Here is an 18,875-nt window from a genome sequence, read left to right on the forward strand (position 1 = left end):
AGGCTCAAGAGGTTTTTTATGGCACATCAGACAGGTCTTCGGCGGGCACAATTGGCAAAGCTGACCGGGTGCAACCTTGAAACCATCCGCTACTATGAGAAGGTCGGGTTGCTGCCGCCGCCGCCACGCTCAGCCAATGGCTACCGGGTATATTCGCCAGATCTGGTGCAGCGGTTACAGTTCATCCTGCGCGCGCGCGATATGGGATTCGCGATGGAAGAGACACGCTCGCTCCTGTCGCTGACGGACAGCGGAACGCAAACCTGCGCGGAGGTCAAACTCAAGACTGAGGCTCATTTGGCGGATGTGCGCCAGCGGATTTCCAACTTGCGCCGCATCGAAGCGCTCCTGTCACAAACCGCCTCGCAATGCTCGGGCGACAATGTGCCGGAATGTGCGATACTTGATATTCTGCGACCAGAAGAAGGCTACGCAACGGGGCATTGAGCCAAGGACGATTGGGCAGGCATCGGCGCCGCTGAGGATGCGATGATAGACGTATCAGTCGATGAGAGCGGCAGGAGGCGATCAATTACGGCCTCAAGTTCTTACACAACGTAGGCCACGACTTTCGCGACAAGACGATGCCCTCTGGTGACGCGACACCGTGTTCGACCCTGGCACCAATATCACCGCGCTCGGGAGTCTTCGGCTCTGGTCGATCCGCGAAGCACACCATAACACGATCGCACAAGCCTGCGGTGCCGAATAAAGCTAGAGAAGAGTGGGCTGTTTCCTGATTGAGCCAATCGGGCGTCGATGGTCGACGTTTCGGGCTCGCAGTCAGGAGTATGTCCCATGATCAAGACGATCCCGCTGAACAAGCTCGTTCAGTCCCCCCGCAATGTCCGGCGCCATGCCGATCCAGCGGCGGACGCCGAGCTCAAGGCCAGCATTGCAGCACGCGGCCTGCTGCAAAATCTCATCGTTCGCCCCGGTGCCAAGGGCAAGTTCGAGGTCGAGGCCGGCGAACGCCGCCGCAAGGCGATGCTGGCGCTGGCAGACGATAAGATCCTGCCCAAGGACCACGAGGTGACCTGCCTGGTGCTCGAAGACACTGCCGAAGTTGGGCAAGAGACCAGCCTTGCCGAAAACTTCCACCGCCTCGCCATGAACCCGGCCGACGAAGCCCAGGCTTTTGCCGCGCTGATCGATGCCGGGGCTTCGGTCGAGGAGGTTGCCCGCCGTTTCGGCCTCACTGTCCGCTTCGTCGAAGGCCGTCTGCGCCTCGCCAGGCTGGCTCCTGTCGTCTTCGAGGCGCTGGCCTCGGGTGAGATCACGCTCGACTTGGCAAAGGCCTACGGCGCGACCCCGGACCAGCAGATCCAGGCTCGGGTCTTCGAGCAGGTCTCGACGGGCTATTATGCGCCCAATCCTGACTCGATCCGCCGCATGGTACTCTCGGGCACCGTGCGCGGCAGCGATCCGCGTGCCCGGCTCGTCGGCCGGGATGCCTATCTCGCCGCCGGCGGCCGGATCGAGCGCGAACTGTTCGATGACGAGGACAGCGAAGCCTGGGCCGATGTTGCACTCCTCGAAGAACTCGCCGCGGCGAAGATGGAAGAGCAAGCCAAAGCGCTTGCCACCGAGCAGGGCCTGGCCTGGGTCAAGCCGACGCTCGATTCCTACGCCAGCCACGACTTGGTCGAAGGGCTGGTCCGGCTCCCCGCCGAACCCGCGCCGCTGACCGAAGAAGAACTGGCCCGGCTCGACGTGCTCGATGCCTCCTACGACGAGCACGCCGCAATTCTCGAAGACGAGGACAGCGCCGAGGAAGCCGTCACGGCGGCTGAAGCTGCGATCGAAGCGATCGAGCGCGAATGCCAGGATATCCGTGCGCGTCCACCGGTGCTCGACCCCGAGCTCAAAGCCGAAGCCGGCATGATCCTCGTCCTGTCGCGCGACGGGACGCCGGTGCTCCAGCCGGTGTTCTATGGCGAGCGGCAGACCGAGGTCGGCGGCGAGAACGACGCGTTCGAGATCGTCACGGGTGAGGGTGAAGGAGGCAAGCGTCGTGCGGCGCTCTCGAAGCGCCTGGTCGACGAGCTCGCGATGCAGCGCCGCGATGTCCTCGCGCTTCACGTTGCCTCCGATCCCGGGCTTGCGCTCGACTTCATGGTCTTCACGCTGGCCGACGCCGATACGCTCGACTACCGCGCGCGTGTGGCAACGACGATCCGCGGCGGTGTGCCGGCCGGTCCGATCGTCGGCTTCGAGGCCAAGGATGCCCCGGCAAGCGCATCGCTCGCCGAGTTCAAGTCAGGCCTCTATGAAGGCTGGCGCGCGGGTGAGGACGCGTCGGCGCGCTTCGACCGGTTCCGGGCAATGAGCGACGAAGCACGCACGGCCTGGCTGGGTTTTGTCGTCGCACGCACGCTCGAAGCGAGCCTCAGGATGGCGGGCGAACGCGCCATCGGCATCCACGACCACCTCGGCGGCCTGATTGGGATCGATATGGCGCAATGGTGGCGTCCGACCGCAGCGAACTACTTCGACCGGGTGTCCAAGGCGGTGATCCTCGACGCACTCGCCGATGTCGGCGGCCCCGATCTCTCGAGCCGCTTTGCCTCGGTCAAGAAGGGCGATCTCGCGATGAGCGCTGAACGCGTCTTCGCCGGGACCTACATCACCGAGGTCGAGGTGCGCGAACGCGCGCTTGCCTGGGTGCCCGAGGTCATGCGCTTCGCAAGCACTGAGCCCGTTTTGGCCGAGGGTGCAGAACTGGCAGACGTACAGACCGGCGATGGCACCCTGACCGCCGCAGAAGGCGCCAACGACGATCATCAGACCCCCCGCGAGCTGGCTGCCTGACCTCCTCCTGACAGGCAGACTACTCGTCCCCTGAAGCGGTCCTCTGCCCTTGGGCAGGGGACCGCTTCCTTTTTGGAAGCAGAGCAGAGGGAGCGCGGGGGTCTTCGGACCTGTCCGGCGAACCTGCTGGCAGGCCGGATCAGGAGACCCACCATGGCCTATCGCAAGCCGGGTGGCAGCACGCTGTCGCCCGCCACCCGCATCACCCAGGAAATCATCGCCCGGCTTGAGGCCGGCACCAAGCCATGGATACAGCCTTGGCGCGGCGTCCCCATGTCGCGGCCCTTGCGGGCCTGCGGCATTCCCTATCGGGGCATGAATGTGTTCTGGTTGTGGATGGTCGCCGACATGTGCGGTTACGCCTCGCCCTACTGGATGACATACAATCAGGCGAAGAGCCTTGGAGCACAGGTCAGGAAGGGCGAGAAGTCGACCATCGCGATCTTCTACAAGAGCTACACCAAGGAGTTAGAAGCGCCTGATACCGGTGAGAAGTCAGATGAAGCCCGCCGCGTGCTCAGGGCTTATCCGGTGTTCAACGCCGACCAGGTCGAATGCCTCCCCGAGCGATATTATCCTGCCGCCTCGCTCGATCTGGTCGAGCCCGAGGGTCGCGAGGCCGAGCTCGACGCCTTTTTCGCAGCGATCCCGGTCAACCTGCGCCACCAGGGCGGTGAAGCCTACTACGAGCCGGTTGCCGACCGGATTACGATGCCGCCCGCGCACCTGTTTGCGGGCTTCGACCACTACTACGCAACGCTCGCGCACGAACTTTCGCACTGGACTGGCCATCCCAGCCGCCTTTCGCGTGATCTCAAGAACCGGTTCGGCACGGCGGCCTATGCCGCCGAGGAACTGATCGCCGAGCTCTCAAGCGCGATGCTCGGTGCCGAGCTTGGTCTTCCGGTGACGCACCTCGACAGCCATGCGAGCTACATCGAGCATTGGCTCAAGCTCCTGCGCGATGACGACCGGGCAATCCTGACCGCTGCCGCCAAGGCCGAGGAAGCCTCGAGCCTGCTGCTCGGGCTTGGAGGACGAGTGGCCGCAGATGACGCGGGCGAGCCCGACGATGTCGCACTCGCAGCGTGAGGGAGGACGTCATGGGCAGATCGGTCAGCTATCCCAGCGGCGCCTTGGTCGCGTTCACCACGGTCGAGGTCGATGACGATGACGCCAACGAGCGGGATCTTGACTTCGAATACGAGTGGCTGCGCGAGGACCTCAGGACCCGCGCAGCAGCAGCCTTTCCATCGCTTGGCGATCACGATGGCTGGCGCGGCCGCGAGGACCGGATCCTCCTGCGCAACACGTTCGCCGACTTCGGCGTCTCGGTTTATGGCGGCCTGGTTGCAGTCTGGATCGCCGAACGCGATGACGGTGCCTATTGGGATGCCGAATGGCGCACCGCGCGCAGCCCGCGGGCGCAGCACTGGCTAAGCCAGATCGCGCCGCGATTCGATGCGCTGTTTGGCGACTACGACTGCCTCGGGCACATGTCGAACGGTGAGGGCGTCTACCGCAGGCGCGCTGCCTGAAACCGCAGCCCCCGGCACGAATGTCGTGGCCGTTTCCCTGATCCCAGCCGAGCGGTGCAACTCATGGCTGTCTCCATGCGAGAGAGGCCCTGGGCCAGCCGGCGGTCCCCGCAACCCGGCTTTGGCAGGCCCGTGTTGGCTTGGCTCTGGCCAAGCCTGCCCGCGCCAGCCTGCCAAAGCGGGTTCCCCTGATCGGTGCGGGGTTCCGCCTTCGCGCTGGCCCTGACGGGCTCTCGCTGGCGCAGCCATTTGTCGCAGCGTCAGCCTCACGTCAGTCAGGAGGACACGTCCATGCATACATCTTTCACCGACCAGCTTGCCGGTCTCGATCTCGCCGGCTTTTCGATCGGTCCCGCCCCGGTATCGACAAGCGACTTTCCCGTTCGCGAAGCCGTCGTACAGACACTCGAGGCGGTCTGGTCCGATCTCTTCGCGCTTGTCTCCGGAACCGCGCTCGAAGCCGATGCCGAGGATCTGGGCTGGGCTTTCGTCAACCTCTTTCACCGCTCCGCAACACGCAAATCCACCGCGCTCGACCGCGCCACGGACGAGGTCCGGGCACTTGTCGCGACCGCCGATGGCAGCGAGATCCACACCCATGAACTCGAAACCCAGGTCGAGCGCGCGCAATGCGCCGAGAGCGCCATGCTGGCGCTCGAAGAGATGCGCGAGGTCGCAGCCAGCCTCTACCTCAACGAGTTCGGTTCGTCCTGGAAGCCGGTATCGAGTTCGCGCTTCAACCACGGTGCGATGCTCACATCCGCGCTGGTCGAGGGGCGCGATTTCCTGCGTGCCCGGACCGAGGCCAAGCGCCGCGCGGCGATGCCCGAAGGCACGCCGGTGGTGTTCGCCGGTGGACGCACCCGTCACGCCGCCGAAGCCGACGCACTGACCTTCGCCAACAACGTCTGGGCCACCCTCGACAAGGTTCGCGATCGCGTCCCCGACATGGTGCTGATCCACGGCGGCGACACCAAGGGCGTTGACCGCCTGGCCTCCAGCTGGGCCGAGCGCCGCAACATTCCGCAAGTGACGTTCTCGCTCGACATGCGGCTTGGCGCCCGCGCGGGCTTCAAGCGCAACGAGCGGATGCTGTCGCTCGATCCGCGCTACGTCGTCGCTTTCCCCGGCAATGGCGTTCTCGAACGCCTGGTCATCGAAGCCAAGACGCGCCGGATAACGGTGGTCGATCGCCGCGGTCCGCTCGGCACCAGCCCCAAGGCGCAGTCGCCGTCTACCGACTGACGGCCGATCGGCCGCCCGCGCCAGCGCCGATGTGCGGCGCTGGCATGACCGGGACAGAGGAGAGGCTCGCATCTGTGCCAATGGAGACAGGCGGAATGGCCGCCCGATCCCCAGCACAGGAGGATTTTCCGATGGTCGATATGACTCAAGTAATGGCCGATTTTCACGAGCGTCAGGCCGAACGCGCCATCAAGGCCCAGACCGAAATCGAGCATCTCAAGCAGGCCGTGCTCGGCCCGCTTGGCGAGGCCGGTATTACCCGAGTCGAAGTGCGTTTCGATGGTTGCGGCGACAGTGGCGCGGTCGAGCAATGCGAATGCTTCGATGTGGCGATGAACACCGTCCCGTGTCCCGAGGTCGCAATCGCGCAGTTCGATTTTGAGGTGGCGCGCGAACCCACTGGCGAAGGTCCGCTGATGCTGGCCGGCGCGCTCGATTCCCTCACCTATCTGGCGCTCGAACGCTTTCATCCGGGCTGGGAAATCAACGACGGATCGTGCGGGATGCTGGTGATCGAAGTGGCGCAAGCCGACTTCGTGCTCGAGTGCAGCCTTCGCTACACCGGTTACGACGAACACTTCACCGGTCTCTAGAGGAGGACGTCATGGCACATTGCTATTTTCACGCCCTGTCCTCTGTCCGCAAATGGGGCGGGGCACCGCAAGACTATCTCCCGCTGCACCAGTGGTTCGATCAGTCCAAGGCCATTCTGGCAGACCCCCGGCACCGCGCCTTGCGCCATCATGCCGAAGGCATCTTCATGCTCGAAAGTGTCTTCGGGGCGACGATCGTCAATGCCGACGGACGTATCGTTCCGGTGCGTCTGATCGGCGAGCAGCACGTGCGCGAGGACCTGGGCTCGATCCCCTCGTTCGCCGACTGGGCGCGCCTTATCACCCCGCAGACCTGGATGCTGCGCGGGCACCGCCTCGACGAGCCGTTGGACGTCAATGCCGGGTGGGCCGCGCCGGACGGAGCCGCTTCGAATGCGGATCTGCCCAATGGCGAAAACCGGCGGTTGCGCATCGCGATCTGACATCAGTCCGCCTGGGCTGGAGGGATCACAGGCAGGACGGAAAAGACGTGCGCGAGGGAGGCGGGGGTCTTCGGACCACGCTTCCAGAACAACTCGGCTTCTTCGCGAACCGTCCCTTGAATCAGCCCCCGGACGAGACGCAACCCGCACCCTGTCCGGCCGTGTTGCCACCCTTCGGGCGGCTGCCCGCACCACCCGGACCGGTTGGGGTTCCCCTTCGGTGCGTATCGCCGTTGGCCGCTTCTTCACTCGGGTTCGCAGCCGGGATGGTTCCGGATGCTCGATCAGGAGAAGACCCATGACCAATCTCGTAATGCTCGTCGGCCGCATCGCCCGCGATCCCGAAACCCGCAGCACCCAGGGCGGCACCAACATTACCTCGATCTCGGTGGTGACCGACCGGCCCGCCCGCAAGGAGGGCAAGACCTACAAGGACGAAAACGGCTACACCGTGAAGGACAGCGAGTTCCACCGCATCACCTGCTTCAACGGGCTCGGCCAGAACGTCGCCAAGTACTGCACCAAGGGCCAGCTGGTGACCGTCGAAGGGCGCATCCACTACACCCAGTGGGAAGATCAGAGCGGCACCAAGCGCTACGGCTGCGAGATCATCGCCGACAAGGTCGATTTCCTCACCAAGGGCCGCGCGACGGACAACGAAAGTGCCCCCGACATCGAGGACTGAAGCCTAAGCTCACCCGGCAAGAGGCCCCGGCGGCGCGAGCCACCGGGGCCTTTTGTTTTGCTTGGGGCCCGAGGCGGCGGTGCGGGGCATCGAACCCCGCGCCGCCGCGTCAGGAAGCCTTGGGCGTGGAGGCGAGGCGCTTGAGGCTCTCGTCGATCCCGAGCGTCATCGACTGGCGGATCAACTGCCTGAACTGCGCTGGCTCTAGCGTCTCGGCACCGCATTCGAGCAGGACCCTGCCGAGTTCGGTCGCGGCGCCTTCGCGCAGCTTCGTTTCCACGGCGGCAAGTTCCTCACGCTGGCGTTGCACTTTCAACAGCGCATCGCGTGCGCTCACTTTGGACCTGGCCATCATCATTCCTTTCGCTGGCCGTCGGTCCCCTCCTGCAGGACCGTTTCGCAGGTCGCGGGCTTGTAGGAAAATGGTTTGTCGAGAAGCCGGCCGTTTAACGAAAGGGGGGAGTGCTCTCTCGCGAGAAGGCCTATCGTGATGGCGGCTTTGGGGACGCGTCAAGGACGACGGGGCCCCACCATTTTGCTCCAGGGCCAAGGCCCTTCCACAAAATCGTTGCCCCCATCGCCGCTTCGCGGCCGCGTGTGCCACGCGGTCCCTGACCCGTCCCGTCGCCCCCATCCTCACGGTCCCTGATGCGAAGCATCGAACATCAGGAGACTTGCCATGATCGTATCTGCTGTCCTTACCGCCACGCCGCTGCACTTTGACCAGGCCGCATACCTTGCCGCGCTGGATCGGGCGCATGCCCGGTCCTACCACAGCTACTTCAACCAGTACGTGCTGACCGACGACGAAGCGGGGTTCATCACCGTCGACGAGGGCGATTACGGGGCACTGGCACCGCGCCTTTACGACCGGATCGTCGAGACTGTGCCGAGCAAGCTCTGCGACGAAATCTAGGCATTCGAATCGAGGGCAACGCAGCCGAGGGGAAGTCCGGGCATCCGGGCTTCCCCTTTCGTTTTGCTTGGATCCCGGGCCTTGGTCCGACGTGCCGATTTCGCGCGCTTGGCTCCGCCTAGGCAGACGGCATCGAAGGTTATCTGGAGCATCTCGCGCGCGACTGCAGGATCATCCATATCGACTTGAATCCGGTTCCCGACCATGACTCTTGCGGTGATCCGCGCCAGCGCTCGGGCAAATTCTTTCAACGCTTCCTGAGTTTCTGATGGCAGCCGATCCCAATGGGTATTGGCCGAGCCGGTCCCCTGCGATTCTTGTTCGGGCATTCGCAATCTCCTCATCCCAACGGGCTGCATCCTACTCGCCGAACGCGCAGGCGAAGCAACTTTCCGCTAGGGCGGAGGTCCGACCGGACCTGTGTTCAATGCCGTTCAAACCCGTTCAAACCAAAACACTGGCACCGCATTTCGAAGTGGGGGACAGGGGGCACACCGTACGCGACATGTCGCAGGCTGGAACAGGGCACAATCCGGCCATTTCCAGGCTAGAAAACACCTTATGTCACTTCTCAATTAGATTGATTTACAGCAGAAATTACAAATCACTGTGATTGCTGAGCGCGTGGAGGTGGCGGGATTGCGCGGCCTAAAGGTTCTTGACATGTTCTTTTGTTTGATGTAGCTTCACCACTGCCTTGCGAGCGCAAACCAGGTTCCGAACACGAAGGAATCTGGACAATGCCAAGACCAATATCCCTCCAAGTCTATGTCTCGCCCGAGCTTGCCGAGCGGGTTCGAACCGCCGCCGCTGCCAACGGTCTCGCCGTCAGCGAATGGCTTCGATCGCAGCTCAAGAAATCGGTCGAAAATGAGCTTCCGGCCGAGAGCGACCGGGGTCTCCTCGGCAAGCTCTACCGCCAGTCGCTGTTCGCTTTCGTGGGGCTCGATGCGCTCTTGTCGGGACACCCCGATCATACCTTGCGCGAGCGGGCTCACACCGCCTGGAAATCCCGCTGCAAGGAAGCCGGCATGGACGTCGTCCCGACCAAGGGAGGCGCAAAATGAAAAAGGGCCTCGTCAACTTCACGCGCGGCAGCCAGCTGCTCGGCCACTTCGGCTTCATGTTCGCAGCCGGTCTCAAAGGGCCGCTGATCATTGCTGCCATGGTCCTCTCATGGATGTCCTGGTGGATGCTCACCTCCGGGCTCACCGATCACGAAACTTACCTCGTCTGGATGAAGCTCTACGCCGCCGCTTATCGCTTCATGGAATTCGATCCGCACAAGCAGATCGCGCTCGAAACCGCGTTTGGCGGTACGGTCAAATTCCCGATTGCCATGCTCGAAGCGTTCCCGCCGGTGGTGCGCGCCTGGGGGCATATGGTCTCGATCATGGAGAGTGTACTGCTGCGTGTCGCGTTGCTGCTCGTGCCGGCCTTCGCGCTGTTCTACTGGTTCGCCGCGCGCTTCGGGCGCAAGTCGAAAGAGCGCAAGCACGAGCGCGGCGCGATGCTCGCCACGCTCCCTGAATTGATCGAAGAGATTCGCGTCCACAACCTTGCCGAGAGGGCCAAGGAACTCACCGCCGCGCTCGGATGGCGCTACCGGCTGTGCAGCGGCAAGGAACTCGATCGGGTGTTCCCCTATTACCCCTCGCGCCTTGCCAAGGTGACCTATCCCTGGCGGCTCGAGCAGAGCCACGCCATGCTGATCGGCACCACCGGCATGGGCAAGACAGTCGCGCTCTCGGACATGATCGAGGAGGCGAGGGCGCGCGGCCAGCGCGGCGTGATCTTCGATCTCACCGGCACCTTCATCGAGCAGTTTTACGATCCCTCGCGCGACGTGATCCTCAACCCGCTCGATGCCCGCTGTCCGCAGTGGAGTGTGTTCGACGAGTGCCACGATGAAGCCGAGTTCACCGCTGCAGCCGAGGCGCTCGTGCCTCACGATGGCGGCGGCGCCGAGCAGTTCTGGGTGCTCGCCGCGCGCCTGCTGTTCGTCGAGATGTGTCTCAAGCTGCGCGCCCGCGGCCAGGCGAGCAACGAGGCCCTGGCGGCAGAATTGATGACTGCCGATCTTGCTGCCGTACACCGCCTGATGCGCGGGACCATCGCCGATCCGCTGACCGCACCCGAGGCGGCGCGCATGGCGGAATCGATCCGCGCGGTGTTCAACGCCAATGCCAAGGCGCTGAAGCTCCTGCCCCGGCAGGGTAGGCAGTTTTCGCTTCGCGAATGGATCGAAAGCGACGCGCGCGATGGATCGATGGTGTTCATTTCGGCGCGCTATGTCGACATGAGCGTGTGCTCACAGCTCCTGACCGTCTGGCTCGATCTCGCCATGAACACGCTTATGGCAATGGAGCGGAGCCGTGAGCTCAGGATGTGGTTCTTCGTCGACGAACTCGGCGCGCTGCACCGCCTGCCCGCGCTCGAAAAGGGGTTGCAGACCGCGCGCAATTTCGGCGGCGCGATCGTCACCGGGATCCATGCCTATGCCAAGCTCAAGGAGGTCTACGGCGAGAATATGGCGATGACCCTGTCGTCGCTCGCCCGGACCAAGCTGATCCTCGGCACGGCCGACCGCGAGACCGCGACCTGGTGCTCGGACTTCATCGGCCACACCCAGGTCCGCGACATGGAGGAAGGCTATACCTACGGCTACAACAACGCCCGCGATGCGGTCAGCCTGACCTCGCGCAAGCACATCGAGCCGTTACTGCTCCCCGACCAGCTGATGAACCTGCCGCGGCTTACGGGCTTCCTCAAGTTCCCCGACGGGTTCCCCGCAGCCCCGGTCAAGCTGACCCCGGTCGATCGTCGCAAACGGGCCGAACCCTTCATCCGCCGTGCGGACGATGGCGACCGGCAAGCGCGAGGCGGTGCGCCGCAAAGTCCTCCATCGGGGCCGCCGCACGGTCCTCCTCAGGGCCCACTTCCCGCGCCTGCGCCAGCCGGCGAAAGCGGCCCGAGCGATCCGCCCTCGTCCAACGACGATGGCGCGGGTCAGCGGATCGTCCCCCGGCAAGGCGAACTGGCTCTCCGGGCCGGACAAGCCGCGCCAGTTGGCGACGGCGAAGCACGCCAGCGCGAACCGGTTGCCGAGGCTTTGCGGAATGCGCGCGCGGTCGATCTCTCCCCGCTCACTGCGGGCGCGAATTCGCCCGAGCGGGTAGGGGAAGTCGCGCCATCTGCTTCCGCCAGCGAAGGCCAGGCCGCAGCGACGCTATCGCAAGACGCGGTGCTGCGGGCCGGCAGCGGCGAAGGCCAGGAAAAGGGCAAGGACGAGGCCCAGCGCAGCGATGCACCGAAGCCCGACAAGCCCGCGAGCGAGCCCAAGCCCGATATTCGGCAAGGCGTGCCACGCGCCGCCGCCGATGCTCGCAAGCTGATGCTGGAGGATGGCCTGTCCGAGCCCGACGAACCCACCCGCGACGAGCGCGGGCTCGGTGAAGCTGACATGGAAATCTGAATCGGGCCAAGGCGCCCGCCGGAGCGTGTGACATGCTATCCGTTGCCAATGTCCGCACTGCCGGCGGCGCCGCCAAATACTTCGCGGCCGACAATTACTACACCCGCGCCGACGCCGATCGGTCGGGGGCATGGTTCGGCAAAGGTGCCGACAGACTGGGGCTCTCGGGCGAGGTTGATCCCAAAGTGTTCGAGGCGGTGCTCAAGGGATTTCTCCCCGATGGCAGCCGCCTCGGCAGTGACAAGCGTGAACACCGTGCCGGGACCGACCTGACCTTCTCGATGCCCAAAAGCTGGTCGCTGCTGGCCCTTGTTGGCGGCGACAAGCGCATCCTCGAGGCCTATGCCGAAGCGGTCAAGGAGACCCTGGCCTGGGCAGAAAAGAACCTCGCCGAAACGAGGCTGGAGGTGAAGGGTAAGGAGAAAGTGGTCCAAACCGGCAATCTCTTGGTTGCGCTGTTCAGCCATGACACCAACCGCAACCAGGAACCCAATGCCCATATCCATGCGGTCGTTGCCAATGCCACACAGGGGCCTGACGGCAAGTGGCGGGCGCTGCGCAACGACAAACTCTGGGAGCACAACACGCTCCTCAACGCGATGACAATGGCGCGCTTCCGGCTCTCGGTCGAACGGCTCGGCTATGAGGTCGGCGAGATCGGCAAGCACGGCAATTTCGAGGCGGCAGGTGTGCCCAAAGAGGTCCGCGATGCCTTCAGTTCGCGCCGCGCCGAAATCCTGCAAGAGCTCGGCGGAATGGCATCCAGTGGCCTCGCCGCGCGCAATCTCGCCAATCTCAAGACCCGCTCGGAAAAGCAGACGATCGAGGATCGCTCGGCGCTCGCAAGGCAATGGGCCGACAAGGCCGCGGCAATGAGTTTTGATCCCAGGGCAGTGATTGCCAGGGCCAATGCCAGGGCGGCAAGTGACCTCGGCCATTCTGGCGGCATTGCGACCGCTGCGCGCGATCTCGCGGTCCGCGGCAAGGAACTGGTCGCGGCGCTCGCCGAGCGTTTTGGATTGCGCGAGGGCGATGCACTGGTTCCCGCCGATCTGGCGCGCCGGCCGCAGCAAGAGGTCGCCGCGATCCATGCGGTGGCTTCGGCAATCCGACACCTCTCCGAACGCGAGGCGGCCTTTGCCCGCACCGACATCTACAGGACCGCGCTCGGCTTCGGTCTGCCCGCCAGCATGGCCGCGATCGAGCGCCGGGTTATGCAGCTGGAGCGGCAGGGACAGCTCCAGCGCGGCAAGGGCGCGGACCGAGGTCTGGTCACCACGGCAGGGGCGATTGCTTCCGAGCAGCGCATCGTCGCGGCTATCGAGGAGGGGAGGGGTAGGGCACCTTCAATAATCGCCCCGGAGCAGGTCGGCACGCGCCTCCAGGCACTTTCGCAGCTCAAATACGGCATGACCTTGAACCCGGGGCAGGAGGCTGCGGGACGCCTTCTGCTCGGCTCGCACAACCGCATCGTAGCGATCCAGGGGATCGCCGGGGCGGGCAAGAGCACCATGCTCAAGCCTGTCGCCGATATCCTGCGCGAGGAGGGCAAGCAGGTGCTGGGGCTCGCGGTCCAGAACACGCTGGTCCAGATGCTCGAACGCGATACCGGAATCCCGTCGATGACCGTGGCACGGTTTCTGAAGCGCCACGCCGCGCTGCTGGATGGCGGCGACAAGGGGGCTTTGGCCAAGGCAAAGGCCGAGCTTCGCGGTACTGTGGTTTTGCTCGACGAGGCCTCGATGGTCGGCAATGCCGACAAGGAGAAGCTGGTCCGGCTCGCCAACCTGCTCGAACTCGAACGCTTCGCCGCGATCGGGGACCGCAAGCAATTGGGCGCGGTCGATGCCGGCAAGCCGTTCGACGTCATGCAGCAGGCGGGTGCCGAAACCGCGACCATGAATGTCAACATCCGCGCCCGCGACAAGGCGCTGCGCTCAGCCCAGCACGCAGCGCAAGGCGGCCATATCGACGAAGCGCTGCGTCATCTCGGCCGCAACGTCGTCGAGGTTAGGGAGGGGGCGGCGATCGAGGCGGCTGCAGCGTGGCTCTCGTTATCGCCGGCAGACCGGGAGGGCACCGCGATGTACGCGTCAGGGCGGGATTTAAGGAACCAGGTCAACGAGGCGGTCCAGACCGGTCTCAAGGCCAATGGTGAAATCGGCGAGCCTTCGCTGCGCCTCCAGGTGCTTTCCCGGATCAATACGACCCAGGAGGAACTGCGTCATACTTCTACCTATAAGGCAGGCATGGTGGTCGAGGTCGAACGCGACAAGCGCGCGCAGGGGCTGCTCAAAAGCACTTACAGGGTAGTAGGCAGAGACAGCCGGCGCGAGCGGGTCGAACTCGAGAACGAGCGCGGCAAGCGCTTCGAATTTCGCCCGGGACGATTGCGCCCGCAAGGTGAACACGATGCCTTGCGGCTCTATGAGCCGAAGGATCTGTCGCTGCATGGCGGCGATCGCATTCGCTGGACCCACACCGACCACAAGCGCGGGCTGCTCAACGCTGATCAGGCACGGATTACAGCGATTGAGGGCGGCGGCGTGCGTCTCACCACATCGACCGGTATCGAGCACCTGCTCGGCAAGGACGATCCAATGCTGAAACGCCTCGATCTCGCCTATGCGCTCAACGCCCATATGGCCCAAGGGCTGACCTCGGATCGCGGGATCGCGGTGATGGACAGCCGAGAGCGCAATCTTTCCAACCAGCAGACCTTCCTCGTCACCATCACCCGGCTGCGCGATGGGCTGACGCTCTACGTCAACAATGCCTCGCGGCTTGAGGCGGCTGTGACGCGCAACACCGGCATGAAGCGCTCCGCCCTCGAAACCGTCGGATTGCTGCGCGATGCGGCGGCCAATGGACAGGCCAAGGGCCAGGCAGCAATCCCGGCACCCGAGAAGCAACCGCCCGAGAAGGACCGGTCGATCGTCAAGCCATTCGAGATCGGGATCTGATCGAAGCGGTGCTCAGTGGCGTGTACCCGGCGCCTCGGCACCGGCCTGCAATTGCTCGATCCGCCTGGCGATCTCCTGCCAGGTGCGAATGCCTTCCTCGTCGTCCAGAATCGCGAGCGCGCCAATTTGCTCGGCAACATGGGAAGCGGCTTTGTCGCCGTGGGTCTTGAGCACCGTGCTGGCGCAGGCCCAGAGCTCCCAGTCACTCAGCGGCATCGATGGCCCCGCCAATAGCGGTCCCACTTGAGCACGGTTGCACTTGCGACCATCGCGCAGGAGAGGTCCTGTCCTGAAGGGAAGGTGCACCAGGCTGCGGTGCGGCTTCCACCGGCCGAGCCCTCGGACCGGCAGACCATCGTCGCTCCGGACACCCGGATATGGCCAGTCGAATAGCTGCCGCGTGGGCCGCCAAACAGGTCGACCAGCGCGTCGCGGGCCTGAAGCGCGGTGGCTGCAGGGCAGGGCTGATTGTCGCGGCAACTGCCGTCCATTTCGCGCGCGGCGATCCCGGAAATGCGCACGTGCGGGCCTTCGGCGCACCAGATCGGGCCGTCGCCGTCCCAGACGGCGGTCGGTGTGCAGGTAAAGGATTCGCCTGCGGCAACCACCGCCGCGGCCAAGGTCAGGATCATCATGGGCGAGAACGCTACTGTAACTTGCGCCCGAACCAAAGCACCCGCCCGACGATGTTCACCGCCCGGCGCTCAAGATTGTTCCAGCTCGGATAGGCAGGGTTGTCGCTCACCACCGAAATCCGCCTGCCCTGAGGCTCGATCGCAACCCGCTTGACATTGAGGCTGTCGTCCATGCGCAGGACATAGATCCCGTCGCGCAGCCGCGCCTGGTTGTCGCCAAGATCAACTAGCACGTCGTCGCCATCGCTCAGCGTTGGCTCCATTGAGTCCCCGCGCACGCCAATGATCGAGAGGCTCGGGCTCTTGCTCGCGGTGAGTTTGCGCAGCCAATTGGGATCGAACCCGAACTGCGCACTCTTGGCTTCCATTTCGGCGAGGGCGCCATACCCGGCTGAAGCTTCGACATCGAGGATCGGCACCTGGACCAGATCGATCACCGGGCCCGAGCGCCGCGCCGGGCCGCCGAGCACCGCCTCGTCCACGCCGAAGAATCGCGAGAGGATTGCGCGATCCCGCTCGTCGAGATGGCGCGGGCTGCCCTTGCGCATGAACTGCTGGATATAAGAGACATTGCGGCCGAGCAGCCGCGAAATCCCTGAGTACGTGCATTTGCGCTCAAGGATCAACCGGTCCAGCGCTACCCGGGCTTCGTCCATCTCTGGGGCTTCCAAAACTGCCTGCATAGGAAAATATCCTAGACTCTAGGATTGGTGTCCTATATGGAACATACTAAGAACACAAGCCCTAAGTGAGTCGGCGTCAATGGAGCTTCTGGATCAGATCGAGACCTACCTCGTGCAGCGCCGGATGCCGCCGAGCAAGTTCGGGCGGCTTGCGGTGGGGGATCCGAGGTTTGTGGAAGACTTGCGAGGGGGGCGACTGCCGCGGGCCAAGACCTGCGACCGGGTGATACGCTACCTTGCAGGCGAGGCACGCCGCCATGGCGGTCATGCTGCGAACTCTAATCTGCCTGAAAGCTGCCTTATGTTGTCAGAGGAAATGGCGACTCAATGTCCACCTATCGGTTAAGCGACCGCATTCCTCTAATTTGCTAGCTCTGACCTTCGCGCACAGCATACCCGACGTTGTATTCGAACGCCTATAGGGACAGCTGGATCGCTCAGCCGCTGAGAAGAAAAGCCTCTATTGCTGCGCGGTGCGGTGTCGCAATCTGGGCCGGCGCGCGACGTACATACTCTTCGGCAGCCCTCCGAGCGTCAGGACCGAGCGCCTCAATGTGGCGCAGGATTTCATCCAGTGACGGCTCTTGCTTCCTCTTGCCCCTCATTCCGGGCTGAAGATCGGTCCATACGACTCCATCAAAGCCACGCTCCTCGGCCCAAGCCTGCACTGCATCCACATGTCTGTGTAATCGCGTTCCGAATGGCCACCGCCCAATCGAACCTAGCCACTCAACGCGCTCGCGGTCAAAGAGCGCCGTCACAGCGGAGTCGAGATCGGGTACGTCGAGTTCGGCCCAGAGAGTTGTCACCGGCCTACCTTGGCCGACCAAAACTAGAGTGATGCGACCGTCTCCGGACTCTCGCGCGAACTCGATCGGCAGCATTGGACCGTCATGATGCCACATGCCTCGAACGGGCAGGTTCCGTGGAGCCCACACAAGCGAACCCCACCCCAGACAAACGAATGTCAACCGTCATCTCCTAAAAGAAGTTGGTTTCGCTGCGCCGAGCATGGCCTTGATACCAGGTTCGAATCTACCGAAATGTAGATACTCTGCGAATTAATGCGGTGTGTCTACGAACTCACTTGGAGTTCAGATAATTGTCACCTTATAACGCCTTGGGATGGTGGCGGTGGTGCTGAGGGCATAGATTGAACCAGAGGGGAAAAAAGGCGGCGCTACTTTCTCGCGCACGCGCGACAGCCCGCTTGCTTGTCGAGCATGCCACGACACCGCAGGCGCGCGCCGATTTGTGCCTCGACCTCCTTGCCGACATCGGTGGCGACACTCGCTGTGACGACTTCCGCAGAATCCTCCATGCATTGCCTGCTGACGAACGGCACTATTGGATCGGCACTCTTTACACACTGATGTTGCCGACCAAGGTCCGCCGTTCGCAAGCAACGTATTTCACGCCACCAACTGTTGCAGATGCTGTAATCGACCTCGCCATTGAGGCGGGATTCAACCTAGCAACCGACGATGTGCTTGATCCCGCCGCTGGCGGAGCGGCCTTCCTCTCGACTTTAGCTGGGAGGATGGCGATCACGGGACTGGATGCCGAGGAGGTCGCATATCGGCTTAACGGTATCGAAATAGACAAGGGCCTGGCGGTGCTCTCAAGCCGTCTTATCGCCGAAAGGCTGGGTTCGGCGCTGCCGCGAGAGGTGATCCTCACCGGCGACGCTCTGCGGGTTCCGATCCCCGCTTCTTACGGCCTAGTGATCGCGAACCCTCCTTACGGCCGTATCGCGATCGACGAGGTGCGCGGCAAGGCATGGCGAAAGGTCGCGCACAGCGGTCACATCAACAAGTATGCGCTTTTTGCCGAACTGTGCTTCCGGCACGCCAAGCCCGGCGGGATCGTTGCCCTAGTCATCCCCTCTAGCTTCCGAGCCGGCCCCCTATACGACCGCATGCGCGCCTTCATCCGGTCGCAGGCCACCGTCCTTGCTGTTGGTTCGATCGCGGGGCGGGACGGCATTTTCATCGACGTGGCGCAAGACATCAGCGTGCTAATCGCTCGTAAGGGTGATGTGCACGACGCGCATTTACCGGTGCTCTTCCCCGTTGTCGGCTTGCTGCCCTCGAACGATCCGGTAGTGGAGCAGCGGCTCCCGGAAGACCCTGGCGAGGCATGGCCGCTCCCGGCGATTGACCCCAAGCTAGTTGGCGGGGCGACAATCGCCGACTACGGCGTCACCGCGCGTGCGGGCTACTTCGTCTGGAACCGCGAGACGCACCGGCTCGTGCCGAAGCTGGCACGCGGGCAACGTTGCTATCCCTTGATCTGGGCCAAAAACGTGCGTCAGGGCGAGCCCTGCCGACCAGCCGGTAAGAAGGGTGCCGGCGCAGACTTCGTCACTTTCCCCTGCGATAGTACCGCAATAGTAAGGGATCCGGCCGCTGTCATGCAGCGGACTACTAACGACAAGCAGCCGCGCCGGCTCGTCGTCGCTATGATTGATCCGTCAGTGCAGAAGAAGTGGGGCGGGTTCGTGAGCGAGAACCACACCATCGTTCTGACTGCAGATGATCCAGACAAGCTCGAACTACTCGTTCGCTTGCTCAACACGGCCGCAGTGGACCAGCGCTACCGTCGTGTTTCGGGCACTGCCGCAGTCTCCGTCACGCTGCTAAGGCAGCTCGACCTCCCGTCTCCTGCTGCATTCTCAACGGCGTTGGCCGAAGCCGACGACGCTGAGGCTGCCGCTATTCATGCTTATTGCGCGCAGCCTGAAACGGTCGACACTTAATGGCACGAGGCCGACCATTCCAGCGCCCGCCAGGCGTTGCACTTGAGGATCGCGCGGCGCAGCGTCAGGCCGCACTCGATAAAAGGCAGGCCCTACTCTCGCGCATGGCGAAGGCAAACGCCGATCGCAA

General features: G+C 63.7%; 18 protein-coding genes. 13 read left to right on the forward strand and 5 right to left on the reverse strand.

The window, feature by feature from the left end; translation table 11 throughout:
- The first annotated feature begins 51 nt into the window (after window positions 1–51).
- The 8 genes from ACFFF7_RS15990 to ACFFF7_RS16025 all read left to right on the forward strand — a co-directional run bounded on the left by ACFFF7_RS15990 (window position 52) and on the right by ACFFF7_RS16025 (window position 7,315).
- Window positions 52–447 carry a MerR family transcriptional regulator gene (locus ACFFF7_RS15990; RefSeq protein ID WP_446686293.1) on the forward strand — a complete coding sequence of 132 codons (396 nt, stop codon included), beginning with the start codon at window positions 52–54 and terminating at the stop codon, window positions 445–447.
- A gap of 351 nt (window positions 448–798) precedes the next feature.
- Window positions 799–2,811: a ParB/RepB/Spo0J family partition protein gene (locus ACFFF7_RS15995; protein WP_379482331.1), complete on the forward strand. Its 2,013-nt coding sequence runs from the start codon at window positions 799–801 to the stop codon at window positions 2,809–2,811.
- Between the two features lie 153 nt (window positions 2,812–2,964).
- A complete protein-coding gene (locus ACFFF7_RS16000; RefSeq protein WP_379482332.1) occupies window positions 2,965–3,903 on the forward strand; it encodes an ArdC family protein in 939 nt (312 codons plus the stop codon).
- 11 nt (window positions 3,904–3,914) lie between these two features.
- Complete coding sequence (locus tag ACFFF7_RS16005; RefSeq protein WP_379482333.1) at window positions 3,915–4,349, forward strand: hypothetical protein; 435 nt, start codon at window positions 3,915–3,917, stop codon at window positions 4,347–4,349.
- 291 nt (window positions 4,350–4,640) lie between these two features.
- Complete coding sequence (locus ACFFF7_RS16010; RefSeq protein ID WP_379482334.1) at window positions 4,641–5,594, forward strand: DUF2493 domain-containing protein; 954 nt, start codon at window positions 4,641–4,643, stop codon at window positions 5,592–5,594.
- A 131-nt stretch (window positions 5,595–5,725) separates the two neighbouring features.
- Window positions 5,726–6,187: a DUF6878 family protein gene (locus ACFFF7_RS16015; RefSeq protein WP_379482335.1), complete on the forward strand. Its 462-nt coding sequence runs from the start codon at window positions 5,726–5,728 to the stop codon at window positions 6,185–6,187.
- Window positions 6,188–6,198: 11 nt separating this feature from the next.
- Window positions 6,199–6,630, forward strand: coding sequence for a DUF6915 family protein (locus tag ACFFF7_RS16020; RefSeq protein WP_379482336.1), 432 nt, complete (start codon window positions 6,199–6,201; stop codon window positions 6,628–6,630).
- 298 nt (window positions 6,631–6,928) lie between these two features.
- A complete protein-coding gene (locus tag ACFFF7_RS16025) occupies window positions 6,929–7,315 on the forward strand; it encodes a single-stranded DNA-binding protein (protein ID WP_379482337.1) in 387 nt (128 codons plus the stop codon).
- A gap of 109 nt (window positions 7,316–7,424) precedes the next feature.
- On the opposite strand, the gene ACFFF7_RS16030 is transcribed toward ACFFF7_RS16025, so the two are convergent.
- Entirely contained in the window at window positions 7,425–7,667 is a 243-nt protein-coding gene (locus ACFFF7_RS16030) for a DUF6437 family protein (protein WP_379482338.1), read from the reverse strand.
- Window positions 7,668–7,994: 327 nt separating this feature from the next.
- Between ACFFF7_RS16030 and ACFFF7_RS16035 the strand changes: the two genes are divergently transcribed.
- Window positions 7,995–8,231, forward strand: a complete 237-nt coding sequence (locus tag ACFFF7_RS16035) for a hypothetical protein (protein WP_379482339.1) — start codon at window positions 7,995–7,997, stop codon at window positions 8,229–8,231.
- Here the strand turns inward: ACFFF7_RS16035 and ACFFF7_RS16040 are convergent.
- The gene (locus tag ACFFF7_RS16040; RefSeq protein ID WP_379482340.1) at window positions 8,228–8,560 is read right to left on the reverse strand and encodes a hypothetical protein; all 333 of its coding nucleotides are present in this window, start codon (window positions 8,558–8,560) and stop codon (window positions 8,228–8,230) included. The genes ACFFF7_RS16035 and ACFFF7_RS16040 overlap by 4 nt on opposite strands.
- A 411-nt stretch (window positions 8,561–8,971) precedes the next feature.
- On the opposite strand from ACFFF7_RS16040, the gene ACFFF7_RS16045 reads away from it, so the two are divergent.
- Genes ACFFF7_RS16045 through mobF form a run of 3 tightly spaced genes read left to right on the forward strand, consistent with a single transcriptional unit; the run spans window position 8,972 to window position 14,669 of the window.
- Entirely contained in the window at window positions 8,972–9,298 is a 327-nt protein-coding gene (locus tag ACFFF7_RS16045; protein WP_379482341.1) for a hypothetical protein, read from the forward strand.
- The gene (locus ACFFF7_RS16050; protein WP_379482342.1) at window positions 9,295–11,706 is read left to right on the forward strand and encodes a type IV secretion system DNA-binding domain-containing protein; all 2,412 of its coding nucleotides are present in this window, start codon (window positions 9,295–9,297) and stop codon (window positions 11,704–11,706) included. Before ACFFF7_RS16045 ends, ACFFF7_RS16050 begins: the two co-directional genes overlap by 4 nt.
- A gap of 32 nt (window positions 11,707–11,738) precedes the next feature.
- Entirely contained in the window at window positions 11,739–14,669 is a 2,931-nt protein-coding gene (gene mobF, locus ACFFF7_RS16055; RefSeq protein ID WP_379482343.1) for a MobF family relaxase, read from the forward strand.
- A gap of 12 nt (window positions 14,670–14,681) precedes the next feature.
- Here mobF and ACFFF7_RS16060 read toward each other — a convergent pair whose 3' ends face one another.
- Genes ACFFF7_RS16060 through ACFFF7_RS16070 form a run of 3 tightly spaced genes read right to left on the reverse strand, consistent with a single transcriptional unit; the run spans window position 14,682 to window position 15,960 of the window.
- Window positions 14,682–14,885: a DUF6961 family protein gene (locus tag ACFFF7_RS16060; protein WP_379482344.1), complete on the reverse strand. Its 204-nt coding sequence runs from the start codon at window positions 14,883–14,885 to the stop codon at window positions 14,682–14,684.
- Complete coding sequence (locus tag ACFFF7_RS16065) at window positions 14,876–15,301, reverse strand: hypothetical protein (RefSeq protein WP_379482377.1); 426 nt, start codon at window positions 15,299–15,301, stop codon at window positions 14,876–14,878. Before ACFFF7_RS16065 ends, ACFFF7_RS16060 begins: the two co-directional genes overlap by 10 nt.
- A 14-nt stretch (window positions 15,302–15,315) precedes the next feature.
- A complete protein-coding gene (locus tag ACFFF7_RS16070; RefSeq protein ID WP_379482378.1) occupies window positions 15,316–15,960 on the reverse strand; it encodes a S24 family peptidase in 645 nt (214 codons plus the stop codon).
- Window positions 15,961–17,140: 1,180 nt separating this feature from the next.
- On the opposite strand from ACFFF7_RS16070, the gene ACFFF7_RS16075 reads away from it, so the two are divergent.
- On the forward strand, window positions 17,141–18,745 hold the full coding sequence (locus tag ACFFF7_RS16075; protein WP_379482345.1) for an N-6 DNA methylase: 1,605 nt from the start codon (window positions 17,141–17,143) through the stop codon (window positions 18,743–18,745).
- Window positions 18,746–18,875: the final 130 nt, after the last annotated feature.

Source organism: Novosphingobium aquiterrae (assembly GCF_042434435.1).
GTDB lineage: Bacteria > Pseudomonadota > Alphaproteobacteria > Sphingomonadales > Sphingomonadaceae > Novosphingobium > Novosphingobium aquiterrae.

Excerpts from the sequence above, each read along its gene's own strand:
- ACFFF7_RS16045 (WP_379482341.1), top strand. The coding sequence starts at position 8,972 with ATGCCAAGACCAATATCCCTCCAAGTCTATGTCTCGCCCGAGCTTGCC.
- ACFFF7_RS16010 (WP_379482334.1), top strand. The coding sequence starts at position 4,641 with ATGCATACATCTTTCACCGACCAGCTTGCCGGTCTCGATCTCGCCGGC.
- ACFFF7_RS16050 (WP_379482342.1), top strand. The coding sequence starts at position 9,295 with ATGAAAAAGGGCCTCGTCAACTTCACGCGCGGCAGCCAGCTGCTCGGC.
- ACFFF7_RS16070 (WP_379482378.1), bottom strand. The coding sequence starts at position 15,960 with ATGGACGAAGCCCGGGTAGCGCTGGACCGGTTGATCCTTGAGCGCAAA.
- ACFFF7_RS16015 (WP_379482335.1), top strand. The coding sequence starts at position 5,726 with ATGGTCGATATGACTCAAGTAATGGCCGATTTTCACGAGCGTCAGGCC.
- ACFFF7_RS16025 (WP_379482337.1), top strand. The coding sequence starts at position 6,929 with ATGACCAATCTCGTAATGCTCGTCGGCCGCATCGCCCGCGATCCCGAA.
- ACFFF7_RS16030 (WP_379482338.1), bottom strand. The coding sequence starts at position 7,667 with ATGGCCAGGTCCAAAGTGAGCGCACGCGATGCGCTGTTGAAAGTGCAA.
- ACFFF7_RS16005 (WP_379482333.1), top strand. The coding sequence starts at position 3,915 with ATGGGCAGATCGGTCAGCTATCCCAGCGGCGCCTTGGTCGCGTTCACC.
- ACFFF7_RS16000 (WP_379482332.1), top strand. The coding sequence starts at position 2,965 with ATGGCCTATCGCAAGCCGGGTGGCAGCACGCTGTCGCCCGCCACCCGC.
- ACFFF7_RS16020 (WP_379482336.1), top strand. The coding sequence starts at position 6,199 with ATGGCACATTGCTATTTTCACGCCCTGTCCTCTGTCCGCAAATGGGGC.
- ACFFF7_RS16040 (WP_379482340.1), bottom strand. The coding sequence starts at position 8,560 with ATGCCCGAACAAGAATCGCAGGGGACCGGCTCGGCCAATACCCATTGG.
- ACFFF7_RS15995 (WP_379482331.1), top strand. The coding sequence starts at position 799 with ATGATCAAGACGATCCCGCTGAACAAGCTCGTTCAGTCCCCCCGCAAT.
- ACFFF7_RS16065 (WP_379482377.1), bottom strand. The coding sequence starts at position 15,301 with ATGATCCTGACCTTGGCCGCGGCGGTGGTTGCCGCAGGCGAATCCTTT.
- mobF (WP_379482343.1), top strand. The coding sequence starts at position 11,739 with ATGCTATCCGTTGCCAATGTCCGCACTGCCGGCGGCGCCGCCAAATAC.
- ACFFF7_RS16035 (WP_379482339.1), top strand. The coding sequence starts at position 7,995 with ATGATCGTATCTGCTGTCCTTACCGCCACGCCGCTGCACTTTGACCAG.
- ACFFF7_RS16060 (WP_379482344.1), bottom strand. The coding sequence starts at position 14,885 with ATGCCGCTGAGTGACTGGGAGCTCTGGGCCTGCGCCAGCACGGTGCTC.